The following is a 21,297-nucleotide window of genomic DNA, read 5'->3' on the forward strand; positions in this document are numbered from 1 at the left end:
CTGCTGCTCTGCGTGAGACCGTCTTTTCCCGCCGCGGCGCCATCACCATGCGTCCGTCCGGAAGGGCCGCGCGGGAAAGCCCGCGGCGTTGCGGAGGGGCGTGCTCGCGGGGCTGTTGCTCCACGCGTAGCGCACGGCGACGGGGTTCGGCACCTCCGGGCTCCAGACCACGAGCCGCCCGTCGCGCACCTCCGCGCGCGCCCACACCCAGCGCCGGTCCGCGCCGGCCACGGCGAACACGCGGTCCGCCGCGCCGCGCAGCGCCAGGCCCGCGGCGTGGTCCATCTCCACCGTCACCCGCCCGTCGCGCACCTCGTGGCGGCGGTAGGTGGGGCCGGAGTCCTCCACCCGCTCGCCATAGACCACCCGCCGCGCCACCGCCGCCAGCCGCTCGCCGACGGGCCGCTTGTCGCGCGGATGCAGTTCCCCCGCTTCGCCCAGATCGATCGCGACGACCTGGCCTGTGGCGGGAAGGGCAAGGGCCGCCGTCTGCGACTCGCGCAGGAGCGCCCATCCACCGGTGGCGGGCGGCACGGAATCCACCGCGCCGTAGTTGGGAAGCTGCACCCAGAGGAAGGGCATCTCCCGCCCCCCGGTCCACCGCCCGCGCCAGTCGCGGATCATCCCCGCGAACAGCCCGGCGTAGGCGCGCGCCTGCTCATCGTTGTTCGCGTTGGATTCGCCCTGGTACCAGATCACGCCACGCACGGGGTAGCGCAGAAGCGGGTGGATCATGCGGTTGTACAGGTACGACGGCACCTTGTTGATCCGCTGCCCGTCCTCGCGGAAGCTGACTTCGCCGACGCGGAACTTCCACGTCCCCGCCAGCGGCCGCCGCCCCGCGGAGGTCTCCACCCACACGCGGTCCGCCGGCCCGGTGATGCCGCCGCCCCCGCCGCCATCCGCCACGCGGATCGCGATCACGTTGCGCCCCGCGCGCAGGGCGGTGGCGGGAAGGGTGTACGTCCGCGCCACGTTGTATCCCGAGGTGCGCCCCGCCTCCACGCCGTTGATCCAAGTGAGGTCGTCGTCGTCGATGGCGCCAAGGGAAAGGCGCACGCCGGCCCGCGCCTCCTCCGCCGTCAGCGTGAACGCGGTGCGGTACCACGCCACGCCGTCCAGCCCGCCGAAGCCCGCGTCCTCCCACGTCCCCGGCACGCGAAGCTCCGTCCATCCGCCCTCGTCCAGCGCCGGGTCCGCCCACACGGCGCGCCCGTCCACCAGCCCCGCGTCCTGTTCCGGCAGCGCGCCGATTTTGCGCGTCAGCGTGTCGCGGACGGCGGCCTCGCGCCCCCGCTCGCGCTGGAGCACGGCGGCCCAGGCGGCGTCATCCATCCCCAGCCCCGGCCGGCTCGTCCACGATTCCACGTTGGCGCCGCCCCACGACGTGTGGATGATGCCGACGGGAACGCGCTGCGTCGCCCGCACCTGCCGCGCGAAAAACCAGGCGACGGCGGAAAAGGTGCCCGCGTGCGCGGAATCGGAGCGCGCCCAGCTTCCCCCCGCGAGGTCCTCCGCCGGGTCCGCCGCGTACGAGTGCGGAACGGCGAACTCGCGCAGCATGGGATCGTTCGCCGCGGCAATCGCCTGCGCGCCGCCCGTGGCCATGGCGAGCGGCCATTCCATGTTGGACTGCCCGCTCGCCACCCACACGTCGCCCACGAGCACGTCCGCGACGGCGACCCGCGCCCCGCCGCCCTCCACCGCCAGCGTGTGCGGCCCGCCCGGGGGAAGGCCGGGGAAGCGCACTTCCCACCCGCCGTCCGCGCCGGCGACGGTCCGCTCCGTCCGTGCATCCAGGGCCACGGTGACCGCGGTTCCCGGCGGCGCCCACCCCCACACGGGAATGCGGGCGCCGCGCTGCAGCACCATTCCGTCCTGAAACAGACGGGGAAGCCGCAGTCCGTCCGCGCGCTGCGCGGCAACCGGCGCGGCGCCGAGCGCGAGAAGGAGGGCCAGCGCGGACGCACGGGCGCGTCCGCCAGAGCAACGTGGGAGCATGGTCACCGGTGCACGAGGGGCGGAGAAGGCCGAACCGCGGGACGACCCCGCGCATCGGAGAAAGAAGGATGATGCAGCAAACATGCGGGCGTTGCGCGGCGACTCGCAAGGTGATCTTATGACGCGATCCGTGCCGCCGCTCCGGCCCGCTCCGCCGAACACCGTTCGTCGCGAAACGGATTTGCCCATCCGAGTAACAAAGTCTTGACGCTTTTGTTCTCGGCGTGTACTATGGCAAAGTCATATTATCACCTGCCGTATTTCTCCCCAGAACCACCACGGGGAGAGTGGTTCCCGAAGCACCGCTGGACCCGCTGCACAGGCCTGACGCCGGCCCGATCCGCCACCCCTTCCATTTCCGGAGGACCTGTACGATGCAACGACGTACACGCTGGACCGCACTGCTGTTGACCGCCGCCGTGACCGCGGGCGGTGCGGCGGCGTGCGGGGACCCGCTCCGGCCGTACCCGCAGTTCACCATCAACCCGCGCGCGGTGAACGTGGCCCGGGGCGCCACCGTCCCCGTAAAGATCGTGCTGGCGGGCCCCAACAAGTCGGAAAGCTGGACGGTGGAAAGCGGCAACCCCGCCGTGGCCACGGTGGTCCAGACGGAAACCGGCGCCACGGTGAGCGGCGCGTCCACGGGCTCCACCAGGCTGTACGTGGTGACCCGCACCGAGGGCTTCGGCACGGTGCGCGACTCGGCCACCATCAACGTCGCGCCGTAGGCAGGCTCCCCGCGGCCGCGCCGGCCGCGAATCCACACCGGGACGCCCCGCACCCCGCAGCCGGCGGGCGGCGCGGGCGCACACGATCCTCCTCACCACCCGCTCCGCGAGGCATGCCCCAATGAGATGTTGGATCCTGCCGCTCGCCGCGTGCCTGCTGTTCGCAGGAAGCGCGCGTGCGCAAAGCACCGGACAGATCAGCGGTACGGTCACCGAGGCCGAGGGCGGCCCCGTGGCGGGCGCCACGGTGGCCATTCCGGCCATCAACCGCACCGTCGTGACCAATGAGCGGGGCCGCTACACGCTGAACGCCGTTCCCGCCGGCAGCCAGACCGTCACCGCCAGCCGCATCGGCCGCACCAGCCAGACGCGCCAGGTCACGGTCACCGCCGGGCAGACCGCCACCGCCGACTTCTCGCTGGGCGCCTCCACCCTGGTGCTGGACGAGGTCGTGGCCATCGGCTACGGCACGGCGCGCCGCGCCGACGTCACCGGCTCGGTGAGCTCCATCCGCTCCGAAGACATCACCCAGGTGGTGGCCGCCAACCCGGTGGACGCCATCAAGGGGCGCATTCCCGGCGTGGACGTGACGCTCAACAGCCCCGAGCCGGGCGCCACCGCGCGCATCCGCATCCGCGGCGCGCGCAGCATCGGCGCCAGCAACGACCCGCTCTTCGTGGTGGACGGCATTCCCATCCAGGGCGACCTGCGCGACATCGACCAGAACAGCATCGAGAGCATCGACGTGCTCAAGGACGCGGCGGCGGTGGCGGTGTACGGCAGCCGCGGCGCCAACGGCGTCATCCTCATCACCACCAAGCGCGGCGCGGCGGGCCCCACCCGCTTCAGCTACAGCACCTCCATCGGCACCAGCCGCATCCTGTCCCCCGTGGACCTGATGAACGGCGAACAGTTCGTGGAGATGCGCCGCGAGGTGGCCCGGGCCGGCGGCACGTACAACTGCCCCGGACGCACCGCCTGCGCGGCGGGCGACGCGGCGATCCTGGACCCGCTGAGCCTGCAGAACTACTCGGCCGGCGTCAGCACCGACTGGCAGAACGAGATTCTGCGCACCGGCTCGCTGCAGAGCCACGAGGTCAGCATCAGCGGCGGCAACGCGGCCACGCAGTTCCGCGTCTCCGGCGGGCTGCTGGACCAGACCGGCATCACCATGGGGCAGGGCTTTGACGCCAAGCGCGGCAGCGTGAGCCTGAGCCACAACTACCGCCGCCTGAGCCTGCAGGCCACGGCGCAGGGCTCGCGCACCTTTCGCGAGATCGGCGTGGGCGCGCGCCTGTGGGACGAGGCGCTGTTCAACTCGCCGCTGGGCCGCGCGCGCAACGACGACGGCACGCTCCCCTTCCGCCCCACCGGCGACGACCTGCGGGTGAACCCCATCCTGGAAGGGGAAAACAACATCCGCGAGCTCACCCGCACCAACCTGCTGGGCACCTTCAGCGGCACCTTTCAGCTGACGGACTGGCTTTCCGCCGTGTCCAGCTTCGGCCCGCAGCTCAGCACGGAAAACGACGGCTCGTTCGTGGGCACGCTCACCCGGCGGCAGTCGGGCACCAGCCTTCCCGCGGCCTTCGTCGACATCGAGCGGCGCCAGAGCTACACCTGGAGCAACTACCTGCAGATGAACAAGGCGTTCGGCGCCGCGCACCGCCTGCAGGGAACGCTGCTGTACGAAGTGGCCTCGGTGCGCGCCGAGTTCGACTCGCTGGGCGCCAACGACCTGCCGTACTCGCAGCAGCTGTGGCACAACCTGCGGACCGGCTCCGGCGCCACGGTGGTGAACAGCAACCTGTCGGAGTTCGAGCTGCAGTCCTACATGGGCCGCCTGAACTACACCCTCAACGACCGCTACACCATCACGGCCACGGGCCGCGTGGACGGCAGCAGCGTGCTGGCGGAAGGGAACAAGTACGCCTTCTTCCCGGCCGTGGGTGTGATGTGGCGCGCCAGCCAGGAGCCGTTCTTCAGCCGGATGGGCTTTCTGGACGACCTCAAGGTGCGCGCCAGCTTCGGCCGCGTGGGCAACAGCGCCATCGGGCCGTACCAGACGCAGGGCCAGCTGAGCCAGCAGTCGTACACCTTCGGCACGCAGCTCGTCGTCGTCGGATTCGCGCCGGGCGCCATTCCCAACCCGGACCTGAAGTGGGAGACCACGGACAAGTACAACGCCGGAATCGACTTCGCGGTGTTCAACAACCGCGTGTCGGGCGCGCTTGACGTGTACCGCGAAAACACGCACGACCTGCTGCTTCCCCGCGCGCTCCCCTACACGTCGGGCTACACCAGCGTGCTGCAGAACGTGGGCAGCACCACCAACGCCGGCGTGGAGTTCAACATCAGCACGGTGAACCTGGACGGGTGGAAGGGGCTGAACTGGGAGTCGGACTTCAACATCAGCACCAACCGCAACCGCATCACCGCGCTGCAGAGCGGCTCGTACTTCGACGTGGGCAGCGGCCGCTGGGTCAACGCCCCCATCAACGTCAACTTCGAGTACGAGTTCGACGGGATCTGGCAGACCGAGGACGCCGCGCAGGCCACCGCCATGTGCGGGTGCAAGCCGGGCGACATCCGCGTGTCGGACACCAACGGCGACGGGGTGCTGAACTCCGACGACCGCGTCTTCATCGGCAACCACTACAACTTCCCGCGCTACCAGGGAAGCTTCAACAACCGCTTCACCCTGGGCGCGTTCGACTTCGCGGTGCTGGCCACGGCGCGCGTGGGCTACCACGTGAGCAACGGCTTCATCCAGGCGTACAGCAACCTGCAGGGCCGCTTCAACGGCCGCGAGGTGGACTACTGGACACCGGAAAATCCCAGCAACGAAAACCCCCGCCCCAACGCGGGCGGCCGGGGCACGTACGGCGGCGCCAGCTACTACCAGAACGCCTCGCACATGCGCATCCGCGACATCACGCTGGGCTACCGGCTGCCGGAGTCGCTGCTGGGCCGCGTGGGCGGCGACCGCATGCGCGTGTACCTGAAGGCCCAGGACCCCTTCCTGTACGCCCCGCACTTTGACGGATGGGACCCGGAAGCGGGCTACAGCGTGGGCGACGGCAACCAGACCTTCTCCCAGCCGGACGTGGGCGGGCCGTCGTTCCGCACCTTCTTTCTGGGCGCCGACCTTTCCTTCTGACCGCCAACGCAACGCGAGAGACATGATGAAGAGCAGAATCACGGTCCTGGCGCTGGCCGCGGCGACGGCCGGTCTGGGCGGATGCAAGGACCTGGTGGAAACGCCGGTTTCCGGCGTCACCGGCGAGTACTTCGCCACGCCGGAGGGCGCCGACGCGGCCACCTCCGGCGCGTACGCCCGCCTGCGCGACTACTACGGGCAGCAGCAGGAGATCTACCTGGGATGGGCGGGCACGGACGTGTGGAAGCGCGGCGAGCAGCTGGTGGCCAACGGCGCCGGCTGCTGGAACGACTACACGCCGCAGATGTCGCCCACGGGGTGCACCAACGAAAACCGCGACATGTGGCAGCAGTCGTACTTCGCCATCAACTCGGCGAACACGGCCATCCAGTACATCGGCGCGTCCACGGCGCTGGCCCCGGCGCTGCAGGCCACGCGGCTGGGTGAAATGCGGTTTCTGCGCGCCCTGTACTACCACAACCTGGTGCGCAACTACGGCGCGGTGCACCTGACGCTGGCGCCCACCGAGGGCGCGGTGGTCACGGCCAGCCGCACCGCCCCGGCGGAGATCTACGCGCAGGCCATCATCCCCGACCTGGAGTTCGCGGTCGCCAACCTGCCGGCCACGCAGTCGCAGCGCGGCCGCGCTACCAAGGGCGCCGCGCAGACGCTGCTGGCCGAGGTGTACCTCACCCGCGGCGCGCCGGGCGACTTCGACCGGGCGCGCGACCTGACGACGGCGGTCATCGGCAGCGGAACGTACACGCTGAACGCCAGCTACCGCTCGCTCTTCTGCGGGCCGGAGCGCCCCACGGGCCCGTGCGACTTTGTCCCCGCCACGGAAACCAATCCGGAGTACGTGTTCCAGGTGCAGTTCAGCGGCGACGGGGTGCAGGGGCGCGACCTCTACGGCAACAGCCTGCACTGGTACATCACCATGGCGTACGACGCGGGGCTCAACGCCCCGGGCATTTCCCGCTCGCTGGAGTACGGCCGCCCGTTCCGCCGGGTGAGCCCCACGCGCTACACCATCGACCTGTGGAACCGCGCCACCGACAGCCGCTACGCCGCCACCTTCCAGACGGTGTGGCGCAGCAACAACGGCTCGTCGGAGCCGGGCCGCGGCGGCGACACCGCCATCTACCTGCCCGGCACGGACGTGGTGGACCCCATCTACACCACCAACAAGCGGTACCGCACGCTGGGGCAGAACCAGTACACCGAGCTGCACTTTCCCACGCTGCTCAAGTGGCAGGACCAGACCAAGGCCAACGTGGCCGCAGGCCCCAGCCAGCGCGACCGGCACCTGTGGCGCTTGGCGGATGTGTACCTGCTGCGCGCGGAGGCCAACATCCGGGCCGGGCGCGGCGCCGAGGCCATCGCCGACTTCAACGTGATCCGGCGGCGCGCGGCGTTTCCGGGGATGGAGTCCGCCAACGAGCTGAGCGCGGCGCAGGCCGACAGCGCGCGCGGCCCCGTCGCCACGCAGGGGCTAGAGCTGCTGCTGAACGAGCGGGCACGGGAGCTTACGGGCGAGGAGCAGCGGTGGTACGTGCTGGCCCGCACCGGCAAGCTGGGCGAGCGGGTGCGCCGCTACAACCCGACGGCGACCGGCTTTACGGAGCCCAAGCACCTGCTGCGCCCCATTCCGCAGCAGCAGATCGACGCCACCGAAGGCAACGCCGCGGCGTTCCCGCAGAACCCCGGCTACTGACGCGGGTCTGCGGGGCAGGGTCGGAAACGGCTCCCGGAGCGGAGTGCTCCGGGAGCCGTTTCGGTTGATGGACAGCGGCGGCTCGCCGGTCGGTTTTCGGAGGATGGCGATCAATCGACCGCGGCTGGCCGGAGCGCCGCAAAGGACCGGCTGGCGCACGTGCGTCACGCGACGCTGGCTTGGCGCAGGCCAGATCCTTCGGTCGCGCATGGGCTCGGCGCTACGGAACGCGCGGCGCACGCTCCCTCACGATGACGCCTCTCGGCGCAGGGACGGCGACACACGCAGTCAAACGCCATCGGCGTCATCCTGAGGCCCGGGCGCGCCGGACCGGCCCACGAACCGGGGCCATGCGGGCCGAAGGATCTACCGTCCGCCACGCCTCAACCCGGGCGCGGCAGCGGCACGCAGCGCCGCGAGGGAACGCGGGTCGGGCGAGGGTGATGGAAACGGCGCGGATCGGTTGATCCTGATCCGCGCCCTTGCAGGATGGACCGCGGCCGGCCGTCATGCGGCCGCGGGATGATGGTCAGGGCGCGTCGCGGGTGGTGATGAGGATCACCCCGTTGGCGCCGCGCGCGCCGTACCCGGCCAGGGTGCCCGCGTCCTTGAGCAGCTCGATGCGCACGATGCTGGACGGCGCGATGGCTTCCAGCGAGGTGAGCGTCCGCGGCATCCCATCCACCACGAACAGCGGCTCGTCGCTCCCCGCGAATGTGCGCGAGCCGCGCACGCGAACCGTGAACTGCCCGCCGCCCCGCCGGTTCACCGTCACGCCGGGCACGCGGTCCAGCAACTCGACGAGCGTGGTGTTGCCGCCCCGGGGCATGTCGTCTTCCGCCAGCGACGAGACGGCGGCGGTGCTGGTGGCGCGGCGCTCGGTGCCGTAGCCGGTGCCCACCTGCTCCTCCTCGGGCGCGGGTTGCGGTCCAGGCGCGACGGACGGCGCGCAGGCGGACAGCGCCAGCACGGCGGCGGCGCGGAGGACGGCGGATGGACGGGAGCGCGGGTGCATGGACGTCCTTTCCGCCGCGGGCGGCGGGGCGGGGAAGGGCCGCGCGGCCGGAACGGCGGCGGGGCATGAACACGATGGTTCTTCGCACAGTGAATCACAAGCGTTTCGGAGCACGATGACGCGTTACCGCGATTCCGGAGTCCCCGCGCACGAGCGGGTGGCGGACCTGCTGTCCCGCATGACGGTGGACGAAAAGGCCGCGCAGATGATGTGCGTCTGGCAGAAGAAGGCCGAGACGCTGGTGGATGAGCACGGCGCGTTCAGCGCGGACAAGGCGCGCGCGGCGTTCGCCGACGGCAACGGCATCGGCCAGGTGGGCCGCCCCAGCGACGCCGGCGGCAGCGGGCACGAGCCGGAAAAGGGCCGCGGCCCCCGGCAGATGGCCGAGCTGACCAACGCCATCCAGAAGTTCTTCATCGAAGAAAGCCGCCTCGGCATCCCCGTGATCTTTCACGAGGAGTGCCTGCACGGGCTGGCGGCCGTGGGTTCGACGAGCTTTCCGCAGCCCATCGCGCTGGCCTCCACGTGGAATCCCGAACTCGTGGAGTCGCTGTACGCCATGACGGCGCACGAGGCCCGCGTCCGCGGTACGCACCAGGCGCTCACGCCGGTGGTGGACGTGGCGCGCGACGCCCGCTGGGGCCGTGTGGAAGAAACGTTCGGCGAAGACCCGCACCTGGTTTCGCGCATGGGCGTGGCCGCCGTCCGCGGCTTTCAGGGCGACGCGAGCTTTCAGGACGGCACGCGCGTGCTGGCTACCATGAAGCACTTCGTCGCGCACGGGCAGCCGGAGGCGGGAATGAACTGCGCCCCGGTGAACGTGTCCATGCGCGAACTGCGCGAAGTCTTTCTCCCCCCGTTCGAGGCGGCCATCCGCGAGGGCGGGGCGGCCAGCGTCATGGCCAGCTACAACGAGGTGGACGGCGTTCCGTCGCACGCCAGCGAGTGGCTGCTGCGTGACGTGCTGCGCCAGGAGTGGGGCTTCGAGGGCTTCGTGGTCAGCGACTACTACGCCATCTGGGAACTCAACGACCGCCCCGACACGCACGGCCACTGGGTCGCGGCCGACAAGCGCGAGGCGTGCGCGCTGGCCGTCCGCGCCGGCGTCAACATCGAGTTCCCCGAGCCGGACTGCTACCTCCACCTGGCCGAACTGGTGGCGGACGGAACGCTTTCCGAGGCGCAGCTGGACGACATGGTCGCCCCCATGCTGCTGTGGAAGTTCCGCATGGGGCTGTTCGACGATCCGTACGTCGATCCCGCGGAGGCGGAGCGCGTCGTGGGCTCGGAGGAGAACCGGAAGCTGGCGCACCAGGCCGCGTGCGAGTCCATCACCCTGCTCAAGAACGACGGCGTCCTTCCGCTGGATGCGGCCAAGCTGTCGACGATCGCCGTCGTGGGGCCGAACGCGGGGCGCGCGCTGCTGGGCGGCTACAGCGGTGTCCCCCCGCGCACTGTCAGCGTGCTGGACGGCATCCGCGCGCGTGCCGGCGAATCCGTCGAAGTCCTCTACGCCGAAGGCTGCAAGATCACCGTCGGCGGCTCGTGGAACGAGGACGCGGTCGTCGCCTCCGATCCCAAGCAGGACCGCAAGCAGATCGCGGAAGCGGTGGAGATCGCCGCGCTGGCGGACGTCATCATCGTAGCGGTGGGCGAGAACGAGCAGACGTCGCGCGAGGCGTGGTCGCGCGCGCACATGGGCGACCGCACCTCCCTCGATCTGGTCGGGCGGCAGCAGGAACTGGTGGACGCCATGATCGCGACGGGAAAGCCCGTCATCGTCCTCCTCTTCAACGGCCGCCCGCTCGCGCTTCCCGCCATCAAGGAGCACGCGCCCGCCATCCTGGAATGCTGGTATCTGGGCCAGGAAACCGGGCACGCCGTGGCGGAAATCCTCTTCGGCGACGCCGATCCGTCGGGACGCCTGCCGATCAGCTTTCCGCGCTCCGTGGGTCATCTGCCCGTCTTCTACAACCACAAGCCCTCCGCCCGCCGCGGCTACCTGTGGGACGACGCCTCTCCCCTGTGGGCGTTCGGCGAAGGCATCGGCTACACGACGTTTTCGATCGATAACGTGCGGCTGGATGACGCGGAGATTGGGATCGACGGAACCACGCGCGTGCTGGCGGACGTGACCAACACGGGCGACCGCGCGGGGACGCAAACGGTGCAGATGTACGTGCGCGACCGGGTGAGCTCCGTCACGCGGCCCGTCAAGGAACTCAAGGGATTCCGGCGCGTCACGCTGCAGCCCGGGCAGACGGAGACGGTGCAGATCCCCATCGGCCCGGAGCAGCTGGCGTTCTGGGACGTGCGCATGAACCGGGTGGTGGAGCCCGGCGAGTTTGAAATCCGCGTGGGCGCCTCGTCGCGCGACGCGGACCTGCAGACGGTCGTTCTGCGGGTCACCGGCTGATCCGCCCCACACACCAGAGAGCACACGCATGGCGCAGACGATAGAGGCGGCCGCGGTCCCGGTGGCGTCCGGGCCGCGCGCGGCGGATGGAACCGAGAAGCTTTCCGTACGGGAGAAGGTGGGCTACAGCCTGGGGGATACGGCGGCCAACTTCATCTTCCAGACGATGATCATCTTTCAGCTTGCCTTTTACACCGACACCTTCGGGATCTCGGCGGCGGCGGCGGGCACGCTGTTCCTGGTAGTGCGCGTGTTCGACGCCGTGTTCGATCCGGTGATGGGCATCATCGCCGACCGCACCAACACGCGCTGGGGCAAGTTCCGCCCGTGGATCCTGTGGACGGCCGTCCCCTTCGGCATCATGGGGCTGCTGACCTTTACCACGCCGGACCTGTCGCCCAGCGGGAAGCTGTTCTACGCCTACACCACCTACATCATCCTCATGATGGTGTACAGCGCCAACAACCTCCCCTATTCCGCCCTCAGCGGCGTGATGACGGGCGACGTGGGCGAGCGCACCAGCCTGAGCCAGTACCGCTTCATCTTTGCCATGCTCGCCCAGCTCGTCATCCAGGGCCTGGCGCTGCCGATGGTGAACTACTTTGGCCAGGGCAACGACGCGGTGGGCTACCAGTGGACCATGGGCATCTTCAGCGTCCTGGCCATCGCCTTCTTCTTCATCACCTTCTCCACCACCAAGGAGCGGATTCTTCCGCCGCCGGACCAGGAGCAGAACGTCAGCCGCGACTTCGCGGACCTGGGACGCAACCGGCCGTGGCTGGTCATGTTCGTCCTGACGCTCGTGCTCTTCATCACCCTCGCCCTGCGCGGCGGGACGGTGTTCTACTACTTCCGCTACTACGTGGGGCGCGAAAACCTGTTCAGCATGTTCAACGTGCTGGGCACGGCGACGACGATCCTGGGCGTCATCCTCAGCAAGCCGCTGGGGCTGCGCTACGGCAAGCGCAACCTGTTCATCGGCGGGCTGGCGTTCACCACGCTGTTCACGGCCGCGTTCGCCGTCATCCCGCGCGAGGCGGTGACGATGATGTTCGCGGCGGAGATGCTGCGGCAGTTCGCGTACGGATTCACCATCCCGCTGCTCTGGGCGATGATGGCCGACGTGGCGGACTACTCGGAGTGGAAGAACAACCGGCGCGCGACGGCCATCGTGTTCTCGGCCATCGTGTTCGCGCTCAAGGCGGGGCTGGGCTTCGGCGGGGCGATCGGGGCATGGCTGCTGGCGGCCTACGGCTACGTTCCCAACGTGGAGCAGAGCGCGCGGGCGCTGGACGGCATCCGCATGAGCATGAGCGTGTACCCGGCCATCGCCTTCGGCCTGTGCACTGTCATCCTCTGCTTCTACCGCATCGACCGGCGGATGGAAACCACGATCGCGGATGAGCTTGCCGCCCGCCGCCGCGCCTTTTCGCACACGCCCATCGCCAGCGCACCGTGAGGATGATGATGAAGATGCAGACGCGCGGCGCCCTGGCCGCGGTTCTCCTGCCCGCCGCGCTGGCCGCCCAGCCGGGACGGATGGAGCCGCCCGCGCCGGTGTCGTCGTTCCCGTCGCTCAAGGCCGCGTACCCCGGCCTGCGGATGGGAACCACGCTGAACCTGGACGAGGTGTACGGGCGCGACCTGCGCGGCGGCGAGATCATCCGCCACCACTTCAGCGCCATCAGCCCGGAGAACCTGCTGAAGTGGGAGTCCGCGCAGCCGCAGCCGGGGCGCTTCGCCTTTGAGGCGGCGGACCGCTACGTGGAGCTGGGGGAGCGCAACGGGCAGTTCATCGTGGGGCACGCGCTGGTGTGGCACAGCCAGACGCCCGCGTGGGTCTTTCAGAACGCGGACGGCTCGCCGGCCAGCCGCGACACGCTGCTGGCGCGGATGCGCAACCACATCCACACCGTCGTGGGCCGGTATCGCGGCCGCATCGGGGGATGGGACGTGGTGAACGAGGCGCTGGACGAGGACGGCACGCTGCGCCGCTCGCCCTGGCTCAACATCATCGGCCCGGACTTCATCGCGCAGGCGTTCCGCTTCGCCAACGAGGCCGATCCGCAGGCGGAGCTGTACTACAACGACTACTCGCTGGAAAATCCCGCCAAGCGCGCCGGTGCCGTCCGCCTGATCCGCGACCTGCAGCGGCAGGGCGTGCGGGTGACGGCGGTGGGGCTGCAGGGCCACCACAAGATGGATTGGCCGACAATTGCCGCAGAGGACAGCACCATCACCGCGTTCGCCGACCTGGGCGTGAAGGTGGCCATCACCGAGCTGGACATCGACGTGCTGCCGCGCGTGGTGCCCGGCAACACGGCGGAGATTTCGGCGCGCGGCGAGGCGGCGGGGTGCAACTGCGAGTCGAACCCGTACGTGCTGGGGATGCCGGACTCGGTGCAGCAGGCGCTGGCGCAGCGGTACGCGCAGTTCTTTGACCTGTACCGCCGCCGATCGGACGTGGTGAAGCGGGTGACGTTCTGGGGCGTGTCGGACGATGACTCGTGGCTCAACGACTGGCCCCTGCGCGGGCGGACGAACCACCCGCTGCTCTTTGGGTGGCGCGGCGAGCCCAAGGCGGCCTTCTTCGCCGTCCTGCGCGCCGCCTCGCCCGGTGGCGGACAGGCGGCCACGGCCACGCAGTCGGAGCCGGAGTAGCGCGTTCGACCGGCCGCCCGCGCCGTCCATCGGGCAGGATGGGCGGTGCGCGGAGGGTTCGCGGGCGGCCCCAACCCGGGCCGGCACCACCGGCCCACCCTCCCCCAAAAAAGACTGGGGAGGGTTGGGCGGGGCGGAGGGTTCGACGCGGATGGCGAGCACCAGCGCGGCGCAGGATCTTCTGAGCGAATGAATCCGCCGCTCTAACAGCGGGACCCCCCGACACGGCGCTATTCGCGCCCCGTTCGGGGCTTCAACCGCTCAACAGCGCGGGGGACGTGCCGAACGTCGCCCTCGAGCTGAGGTCTCCCCCTCTCCCGCTTGCGGGAGAGGGGGCCGGGGGGTGAGGGCTGCCCGCCGCCGCGCCGAACCATCCGGGACGTGATGACCCGCAGTTCTCCCCTCTCCGTGCGGCAGTTTGCACGGGGAGGGGTCGGGGGAGGGGCCTCACAGTCCGGCGATGAGCAAAGTCTTCCACAGCGAGCCTGAAACGCCGGTTCCTGCTCTAAAGTACGTGCAGGCCCGAACCTTTCCGCCTCGCCCTACCAGCGCGGATGCACCGCGGCGCGGAAGTGGCGATCGTACACGTCGCGGACCTTGGCCATCGCCTCGGCGGAGAGCGGCGGAAGCCCGGCGGCGTGCACGTTGGCCTTCGCCTGCCGCGCGTCGCGGGCCCCGGGAATGGTGGTCGTCACTTCGGGGAACATCAGGATCCAGCGGAGCGCCACCTGCGCCAGCGTGGCGCCTTCAGGAACGAGCGCGCGGAGTTCCTCCACCGCGGCCAGGCCGGCCTCGAACTCCACCCCGCTGAACGTTTCGCCTTGGTCGAACGCCTCGCCGCGCCGGTTGAAGCGGCGATGGTCCTCCGCGGAGAACGGCGTGTCCGCGCGCATCTTTCCGCTCAGCAGCCCGCTGGCGAGCGGAACGCGGGCCAGGATGCCGACCCTGGCCTCGCGCGCGGCGGCAAAGAACTGTTCCGCGGGCTTCAGGCGGAACATGTTGACGATGATCTGCACCGACTGCACGGCGGGGTGGCGGATGGCGGCCAGCGCCTCGTCCACCCGCTCCACGCTGACGCCGTAGTGGCGGATCGTTCCCGCCGCCACCAGGTCGTCCAGCACGCCGAACACCTCCGGCATGTGGTAGACCTCGCCGGGCGGACAGTGCAGCTGCAGCAGGTCGATGCGGTCCACGCCCAGGTTCGTCAGGCTGCGCTCGGCAAAGGCCGTCAGGTTTCTGCGGTCGTAGCCGGACGCCACGTGCGGGTCCAGCCGGCGGCCGGCCTTGGTGGCGACGACAAGCTCCTCGCCCGGGCGCTCGCGCAGCACCTGGCCGATCAGCCGCTCGCTGTGGCCGTCGCCGTACACGTCGGCCGTGTCGATGAAGTTTACGCCCAGGTCGATGGCGCGGTGCAGCGACCGCAGCGACTCGGCGTCGTCGGTGCGGCCCCAGGCGTCGCCGCCAATGGCCCAGGCGCCGTAGCCGATGGCCGACACCTTCCACCCGGTGCGGCCCAGTTCACGATGCTCCACGTCGGTCTTCCCGCGCTGAGGTGAGGGAACGCGCGGCCCCCGTTTCGCGACGGCCGCCGTACGGACGGCGCGGTTTGGAGCGGGGCCCCGGAACTGTTATTATGATCTGATCTGTTGCGGGTCTCTGCAAGCGTCGTGCGGGCGGGGACGGCAACGTGCCGGCGAACGGTCCGATTCTGGTCATCGGGCATTCGCCGCGACCCGAGCGAGGTGTGCATGAAAGACGCGTTGGCGCCGGTGATGAAGCAGAGCCTGGCCGACAAGCTGGCCCAGCTGATCTGGCAGCTGATCCAGACGTCCGGGTACAAGGCGGGCGACAGGCTTCCCACCATCATGGAGATGGCCCAGCGCTTTCAGGTGGGGCACCCCACCGTCCGCGAGGCGCTGCGCAAGCTGGAAACGATGGGCACGGTGGAGATCCGCCACGGCTCCGGCGTGTACGTCACCCGCAGCGACGACGTGCTGGTGCTGGCCAGCCCCGGCTACGCGGGCGAGGTCACCAAGAAGCTGCTGCTGGATCTGATCCAGGCGCGCATCCCCATCGAGGTGCAGTCCGTGGCGCTGGCGTCGCGCAACGCCACGGCCGAGCACCTGGCCGAGCTGCGCAGCCTGCTGGACAATGCCGGCCGCAGCCTGGACGACGACGCGCTGCTGAACCGTATCAACATGGAGTTTCACCGCTCCATCGCGCTCAGCAGCGGCAACATGGTGCTCACGCAGCTGCTGGACGTGCTGCGCGAACTGTTTGCCGAAGAGCAGCGGCTGATTCTGGACATCTTCGGCTCGCGCCGCCGCGACCACGAGGAGCACGTGGAGATCCTGGCCGCGCTGGAGGCCCGCGACGAGGCGCTGGCAGTAGAGCGCATGCGGCTGCACCTGGAAGGCGTGCACAAGGCGCTGCTGCGCTGGGATTCGGAGAAGCACCCGGTCAAGTAGCGCGCGGACGCGGCGGCGGGGAAAAAGAGGAGGGCAGGGTGGACGATCGGCGTCCGCCATGCCCTCCTTTTCCGTCGCCGAACGAACTTTGGCCTCCATCGCTGGACCGCGTGAGCGCGAATGCAATCGCCGCGACAATCCCGGAGGGGAGGATGATGCGCCGAACCGTTTCGGCAGGCTCCTCGATGGGAGTCCGCCGATTGCTCCTGCTCGCCATCATGGTTCAGGCGTGTGCCGGTGCCGGAGCGCGGGTGACGGCTCCCGCCGAGCCCGGCTTCATGATCCCCGGCTTGGCCGCGGCCCGCACGTTCGGCCTGCCTGCGGGAGACACGCTGTACGAGGTGGCTCCCGCGGAGGTCCCCGCATCCGTCAGCGGCAACGCCGCCGAGTACGCCCGCCGCGCGCACCGCGATCCCGTCTGCACCCGCTTCTTTGGGGGAGCGGACGTGTACCTTGCCCTGTTCACCGCATTCTGTGGGGAGAATCTGGGCAGGGAGGCCGATTCACGGCCGATGGCGGCTTTCACCCGCGCGGGCGTTCCGCTCGGCGAAATCAGCTGGCGGCCGTCAGAAGCCGGGGCGAAGGTCGTTCCCTGGCGGCGCTTGTGATCATCAGCTCCCGCGGCGTTGCCCCATCCTCACCAGTATCGAAGTCCATCGATGATGACATCCCGCGCGATCGGGCGGCTCTCATCGCGCCACCGGATGAGCAACTCCGTGCACTCGAGAGATCGATCAATGCGGATGCCGGCCTGGCCGGCTCTCGCGATCGTGCTGCTCGCCGGGTGCCACGCGCCTCGCGAGGGCAGCGTCGATGTACGTGAAACCCAAGCCGCCTCGCCCGCCGTTGGCCAGTCTTTCGCGCAGGCCCGGCCGGAGTGCGACGCGCCGATGCCCATCGTGGAAAAGAATGCGTGCCTGGCGCGCGAACTGGCGATGGCGGAAGCCGAGCTGCGCCGCACGGAAGCCGCGATCCTGCAATCGCTTCCGGACTCCGTGGCGGCCGCAACATTCCGGCGGGCGGCCCGTGCCGGGACCGAGTATCGCGACCTGCTCTGTCTCAGCCTGTACCAGTCGTACCAGGGAGGGAGTCTGGGCGGCATGTCGATCATGCTCTGCAAGATCCGCCTGACGCGTGAACGGACGCGTGCCGAAAAAGAGCAGTTTACCATGAATGGATGATGCTCGTGCGCGTGCACACTCCCTCTGGCCAGCGCTCGGCCGGCGGAGGGGGCGCGATCGCACGGGTACCACACTCTGTGCTCCGGACCGAAATGGATGGCGGACTGGCGGTGGGACTGGCGCATGTGATTCTGCTCAGCCTGCTGGCTGATCGGTTCAGCCATGCGCACGCAAGGCGTTGGATCCCGATCCTCGCCGTCGCGGCGACCGTGGCATGCTCGCTCACGTGGATGGTCACGGGATTCTATGCTGACGCGTCGCGGGAATTCATGGCGGTGTTCAGCGCCGTCTACGTGACTGCGACGTTGCTGAGCGTACTTGCCGTCGCCCGGCGCGAACAAAGCGCGCTGCTGCGGATCGGCGCGGGTGTCCTGGGCGGGATGGCCGCGTTCTTTCTTGCCGCGCCGCTGTTGTTCCTGATCCTCTAGCCAAGCTCCAGGCTCATCCGTTTGCCGCAGACGTATGCCATCCACCGCCATCCACCTCGGCCGATCATGATGCGAGCATTGCTGGGCCTGTGCGTTGTGCTGGGATGCGCCCCGGCCGGCGCCCCACACCCCACCCCCCGCGAGCAGGGTTGCGACCGAAGTCACGTAACGTCGCGTGCGCAACTCGCCTCCATCCTCACGCGCGGCGGGTTCAGCGGGATCATCGATCGCGCGGCGTCCATCCGGCTGGTGGGATGCGTGCGGTCCGCGCAGGGCGGGGTGGGCGTCTACTACTACCAGCGGGTGTTCGGAAATCATCGGATGACGCACCGGCTGATCTTCATCTCCAACGTGGAGGGCTACATGGGGATGTACGACGTCCCCGGTCCGCCGTCGCGGATTGAAGGCGAGCGAATCATCTATGATCTTCCCGTCGATGAAGGAAACGAGATCCGCATCCGCGACGGCCGTCCGCCCCGCAGCGTGCACCTGGATGGTGAGGTGAAGGAACTCTTCCGCTAGCCTGCACCGAAGCCGCCGAACCGTGGTGCGGCCGATGGTCGTCGAACGCTCAAGCCACGACAACGAAAGAGGATGCGGAGCTTCGGCCCCGCATCCTCTTTTCCGTCCAGCGTGGCCGCCGGCCGCGCGGCATCGCAGAAATCCGTCGATCATAGCCGTATCGAGGCACGGCGTTGCGCAGCGAAGCCCATCCGCCACACAGGTCTGGGGTGTGCTCCCTCTCCCACATCTGTTCGTGGGAGAGGGTCGTCGTGCGCAGCACGCGGGGTGAGGGCCCACCCCGGCACCGTCCGCACACTCTCCAACTGTCCACGCCGAACCCTTCCCGCGGCGCTGGAACAATTCTTCCGTCCCCCTGTAATCATGGAATCAGACAGATTTCGACAGTGACTCTCCCCCACGCGCAGCTCGCCTGAGCGCTTGAGAAAGGACGTCTCGTGCTGAACCTGTTTCGCCGTGGCAGCGCAGCGACCGCCGCGGCGCCCGGACCGGAGGCGCGCTTCCGCCATTCGCCGCAGGTGACGTCCACGCGCGAGGGAGACCGCACCGTGCTGCTGGATCACCGCGGCGGCGCGTACTTCGGGCTGGACGAGGTGGGCACGCGCCTGTGGGAGCTGCTCGGCGGCGGATCGTCGCTGAACGAGGTGGCGGGCGCGCTCGCCGCGGAGTACGACGCGCCTGCGGACGTCTTGCGCCGCGACACGATAGAGCTTGTTTCGCGCCTTCGCGCAGCCGGACTGGTGGTGGAAGGATGACCAGCCGTCCATCTCCCGAAGCACCGGGCGTGCTGCGCTCCATGCTCACGCTGCTCGCGGTGCGCCTGCACCTCAAGACGCGCGGATTCGGGCGCTCGGTGGCCCGCGCGCGGTGGATGGCGGAGCGCGCGCCCGTGGCGGGGTTTGATCCGGACCTGCCGGAGCGCACGGCGCACCGGGTGGCCGTCGCGGGCGCCTTCTTTCCCGGCCGCGCCGTCTGCCTGGAGCAGTCGCTGTCGCTCTACCTTCTCCTTCGCCGCCGCGGCGTCCCGGCGGAATTGCGGCTGGGCGTGACCCCGTCGCCCTTTCACGCGCACGCCTGGGTGGAACTCCACGGCGAGCCGGTGAACGAGGACGCGGAAACGGTCGCCAAGTTCCTTCCCATGCCCGTCGCCCCCGCATGAGCGCGTTCGTCTGCACGCTGTCGCCCGACGCGGCCCCGTCCGCCGACGCCGCGGGCCGGCTGCGCCATCTGGGGATCGCGGCGCATTCGGTCATCAGCGACGGACCGTTCTGCGCCGCCGCCGGAGAGCCCGTGCTGCGTCCGCTGACCGCCCGGCGCGGCGCGCTGGCCGCGGCGGGAGACGTGCGGCTGGACAACCGCGCGGACCTGCTGCGCTTCGCCGCGCCGGTGCGGCCGGACGCGCCGGACCTGGAGTTCGTACTGGCGCTCTTTGACGTGCACGGCGAGCACTGCATCCCCATGCTGGCGGGCGACTTCGCCGTGGTGCTGTGGGATGGCCGCACGCGCACCCTAGTGGCCGCGCGCGACGCGTTCGGCGTCCGCCCGCTCTTTCACGCCACGGCGGGCGGCACGCTCCGCATCGCCTCCCGGCTGGAGGCGCTGGCCCAGGACGCGGCCTACGACGAGGCGTGGGTGTCGGGCTTTCTGCTGGGCGGCAGCAGCAACCCCGAGCGCACGCTGTGGGAAGGGCGCCGCGCCGTTCCGCCGGGCGGCGTGCTGGTCGCCGCGGAGGGCAGGGTGCAGGAGCGGCGCTGGTGGCGGGCGGAGGACTTTGTTCCCGCGCGGCACGCGGACGGCGCGGAGGCCGCCGCCCAGGTGCGGCGCCTGTTCGCCGACGCGGTGCGCGTCCGCCTGGGCGCGCCGGGCGAAACGTGGTCGCAGCTTTCCGGCGGACTGGATTCGTCCGCGGTCGTGTCCACGGCGCAGTGGCTGGCGGAGGCGGGAGAAGCGCCGGGGCTGGCGGGAACGGTGTCGGTGGTGGACTCGCTCGGGGATGGGGACGAGACGCGCTATTCGGATGAGGTGCTGCGGCGGTGGAACGTGCGCGGCGAGTCCGTCCGCGACCCCTGGCCCTGGCAGGACGATGGCGAGCCGCCCGTCGCCACGGATGAGCCGCGCCCCATGTTCCCGTACTGGGCGCGCGACCGGCGGATGTGCGCCATCGTCCGCGACGCGGGCGGGCGGGTGATGCTGAGCGGGCAGGGCTCCGACCACTACCTGGACGGCCCCGGCACCTTTGCCGCCGACCTGCTGCGGACGGGGCGCGTGGGCGAGGCGCTGCGGACCGTGACGCTGCACGCGGTGGCGCGCCGGCAGTCCTTCTACCACGGCTTGTGGCGCGACGCGCTCCGTCCCCTGCTTCCCGCCGCGCTGAGCGGCGCGGGGGCGCGGCCGGCGGCGCCCGCCTGGGTGCAGCAGCGGTTCGCGCGCCGCGCGGGAATGACAGCGGCGCGCCCCCGCTCGCGCCCGGGGCGCGTGTGGAGCGACGAAACGGGCGTCTACCTGCGCATCCTGGCCGGGCAGCTGGAACGCGGGCCGTTCACGGAGGGGATGGAGGTGCGCTACCCCTTTCTGGACCGCCGCCTGGCCGAGTTCTGCCTGCGACTGCCGGTGGAGCAGCGCGTGCGCCCCGGGGGCTCCAAGTGGGTGCTGCGCGAGGCGATGCGCGGCATTCTCCCCGAGGCGGTGCGCACGCGCCGCGGCAAGGGCGGCATCGACGCGCGCATCCTGTGGGCGCTGCAGCACGAGGCGCCGCGCGTGGGCTGGCTGCTGCGCGACCCGTGGGTGGCGCAGGCGGGGTGGGTTGATGCGGACGCACTCCGCGCGGCGGTGGAGCGCGCGCGGCAGGGCGAGGTGGACAACCTGTCGCACCTGCTGGGCACGCTGTCGCTGGAGACATGGCTGCGGGTGCGCGCCGGCGCGTGGGCACCGGTGCGTGCGGAGACGCGGGACGCCGTCGCGGCGTAAGGCGTGAAGGCCGCCGCGGCCCGGCCGCGGCGGCGT

At 70.3% G+C, this 21,297-nt stretch carries 17 protein-coding genes; 14 read left to right on the forward strand and 3 right to left on the reverse strand.

Going from position 1 to position 21,297, the window contains the following annotated elements; translation table 11 throughout:
- Nucleotides 1-42 precede the first annotated feature (42 nt).
- Nucleotides 43-2,001 (reverse strand): sialate O-acetylesterase, encoded by a 1,959-nt coding sequence (locus HNQ61_RS21100; protein WP_183685794.1) that lies wholly within the window; start codon nucleotides 1,999-2,001, stop codon nucleotides 43-45.
- A 374-nt stretch (nucleotides 2,002-2,375) separates the two neighbouring features.
- On the opposite strand from HNQ61_RS21100, the gene HNQ61_RS21105 reads away from it, so the two are divergent.
- From HNQ61_RS21105 to HNQ61_RS21115, 3 genes are all read left to right on the forward strand, one after another.
- Nucleotides 2,376-2,729 (forward strand): hypothetical protein, encoded by a 354-nt coding sequence (locus tag HNQ61_RS21105; RefSeq protein ID WP_170038881.1) that lies wholly within the window; start codon nucleotides 2,376-2,378, stop codon nucleotides 2,727-2,729.
- Between the two features lie 121 nt (nucleotides 2,730-2,850).
- A complete protein-coding gene (locus HNQ61_RS21110) occupies nucleotides 2,851-5,889 on the forward strand; it encodes a SusC/RagA family TonB-linked outer membrane protein (RefSeq protein WP_170038879.1) in 3,039 nt (1,012 codons plus the stop codon).
- 25 nt (nucleotides 5,890-5,914) lie between these two features.
- On the forward strand, nucleotides 5,915-7,603 hold the full coding sequence (locus HNQ61_RS21115; RefSeq protein WP_170038876.1) for a RagB/SusD family nutrient uptake outer membrane protein: 1,689 nt from the start codon (nucleotides 5,915-5,917) through the stop codon (nucleotides 7,601-7,603).
- A gap of 529 nt (nucleotides 7,604-8,132) precedes the next feature.
- Here the strand turns inward: HNQ61_RS21115 and HNQ61_RS21120 are convergent.
- A complete protein-coding gene (locus HNQ61_RS21120; protein ID WP_170038874.1) occupies nucleotides 8,133-8,618 on the reverse strand; it encodes a TonB-dependent receptor plug domain-containing protein in 486 nt (161 codons plus the stop codon).
- 115 nt (nucleotides 8,619-8,733) lie between these two features.
- Between HNQ61_RS21120 and HNQ61_RS21125 the strand changes: the two genes are divergently transcribed.
- The 3 genes from HNQ61_RS21125 to HNQ61_RS21135 are packed head-to-tail and all read left to right on the forward strand — an operon-like array spanning nucleotide 8,734 to nucleotide 13,695.
- Nucleotides 8,734-11,034 (forward strand): glycoside hydrolase family 3 N-terminal domain-containing protein, encoded by a 2,301-nt coding sequence (locus tag HNQ61_RS21125; RefSeq protein WP_170038872.1) that lies wholly within the window; start codon nucleotides 8,734-8,736, stop codon nucleotides 11,032-11,034.
- A 28-nt stretch (nucleotides 11,035-11,062) separates the two neighbouring features.
- Nucleotides 11,063-12,493, forward strand: a complete 1,431-nt coding sequence (locus HNQ61_RS21130) for an MFS transporter (protein ID WP_170038870.1) — start codon at nucleotides 11,063-11,065, stop codon at nucleotides 12,491-12,493.
- Nucleotides 12,494-12,501: 8 nt separating this feature from the next.
- A complete protein-coding gene (locus HNQ61_RS21135; protein WP_170038868.1) occupies nucleotides 12,502-13,695 on the forward strand; it encodes an endo-1,4-beta-xylanase in 1,194 nt (397 codons plus the stop codon).
- Nucleotides 13,696-14,237: 542 nt separating this feature from the next.
- On the opposite strand, the gene HNQ61_RS21140 is transcribed toward HNQ61_RS21135, so the two are convergent.
- The gene (locus HNQ61_RS21140; RefSeq protein ID WP_170038866.1) at nucleotides 14,238-15,227 is read right to left on the reverse strand and encodes an aldo/keto reductase; all 990 of its coding nucleotides are present in this window, start codon (nucleotides 15,225-15,227) and stop codon (nucleotides 14,238-14,240) included.
- Nucleotides 15,228-15,443: 216 nt separating this feature from the next.
- Here HNQ61_RS21140 and HNQ61_RS21145 point away from each other — a divergent pair, with 216 nt between their 5' ends.
- From HNQ61_RS21145 to HNQ61_RS21180, 8 genes are all read left to right on the forward strand, one after another.
- On the forward strand, nucleotides 15,444-16,163 hold the full coding sequence (locus HNQ61_RS21145; RefSeq protein ID WP_170038864.1) for a FadR/GntR family transcriptional regulator: 720 nt from the start codon (nucleotides 15,444-15,446) through the stop codon (nucleotides 16,161-16,163).
- 251 nt (nucleotides 16,164-16,414) lie between these two features.
- Nucleotides 16,415-16,771, forward strand: coding sequence for a hypothetical protein (locus HNQ61_RS21150; RefSeq protein ID WP_170038862.1), 357 nt, complete (start codon nucleotides 16,415-16,417; stop codon nucleotides 16,769-16,771).
- 129 nt (nucleotides 16,772-16,900) lie between these two features.
- Nucleotides 16,901-17,344, forward strand: coding sequence for a lysozyme inhibitor LprI family protein (locus tag HNQ61_RS21155; protein WP_221305276.1), 444 nt, complete (start codon nucleotides 16,901-16,903; stop codon nucleotides 17,342-17,344).
- Nucleotides 17,345-17,436: 92 nt separating this feature from the next.
- Complete coding sequence (locus tag HNQ61_RS21160) at nucleotides 17,437-17,772, forward strand: hypothetical protein (RefSeq protein WP_170038858.1); 336 nt, start codon at nucleotides 17,437-17,439, stop codon at nucleotides 17,770-17,772.
- 66 nt (nucleotides 17,773-17,838) lie between these two features.
- A complete protein-coding gene (locus tag HNQ61_RS21165) occupies nucleotides 17,839-18,294 on the forward strand; it encodes a hypothetical protein (protein ID WP_170038856.1) in 456 nt (151 codons plus the stop codon).
- 437 nt (nucleotides 18,295-18,731) lie between these two features.
- Nucleotides 18,732-19,049, forward strand: coding sequence for a PqqD family peptide modification chaperone (locus tag HNQ61_RS21170; RefSeq protein ID WP_170038854.1), 318 nt, complete (start codon nucleotides 18,732-18,734; stop codon nucleotides 19,047-19,049).
- Complete coding sequence (locus HNQ61_RS21175) at nucleotides 19,046-19,453, forward strand: lasso peptide biosynthesis B2 protein (protein WP_170038852.1); 408 nt, start codon at nucleotides 19,046-19,048, stop codon at nucleotides 19,451-19,453. The genes HNQ61_RS21170 and HNQ61_RS21175 overlap by 4 nt, the downstream gene beginning before the upstream one ends.
- Nucleotides 19,450-21,261, forward strand: a complete 1,812-nt coding sequence (locus HNQ61_RS21180; protein WP_170038850.1) for an asparagine synthetase B family protein — start codon at nucleotides 19,450-19,452, stop codon at nucleotides 21,259-21,261. Before HNQ61_RS21175 ends, HNQ61_RS21180 begins: the two co-directional genes overlap by 4 nt.
- Nucleotides 21,262-21,297: the final 36 nt, after the last annotated feature.

It is taken from the genome of Longimicrobium terrae, from assembly GCF_014202995.1.
Taxonomy (GTDB): Bacteria; Gemmatimonadota; Gemmatimonadetes; order Longimicrobiales; family Longimicrobiaceae; genus Longimicrobium; species Longimicrobium terrae.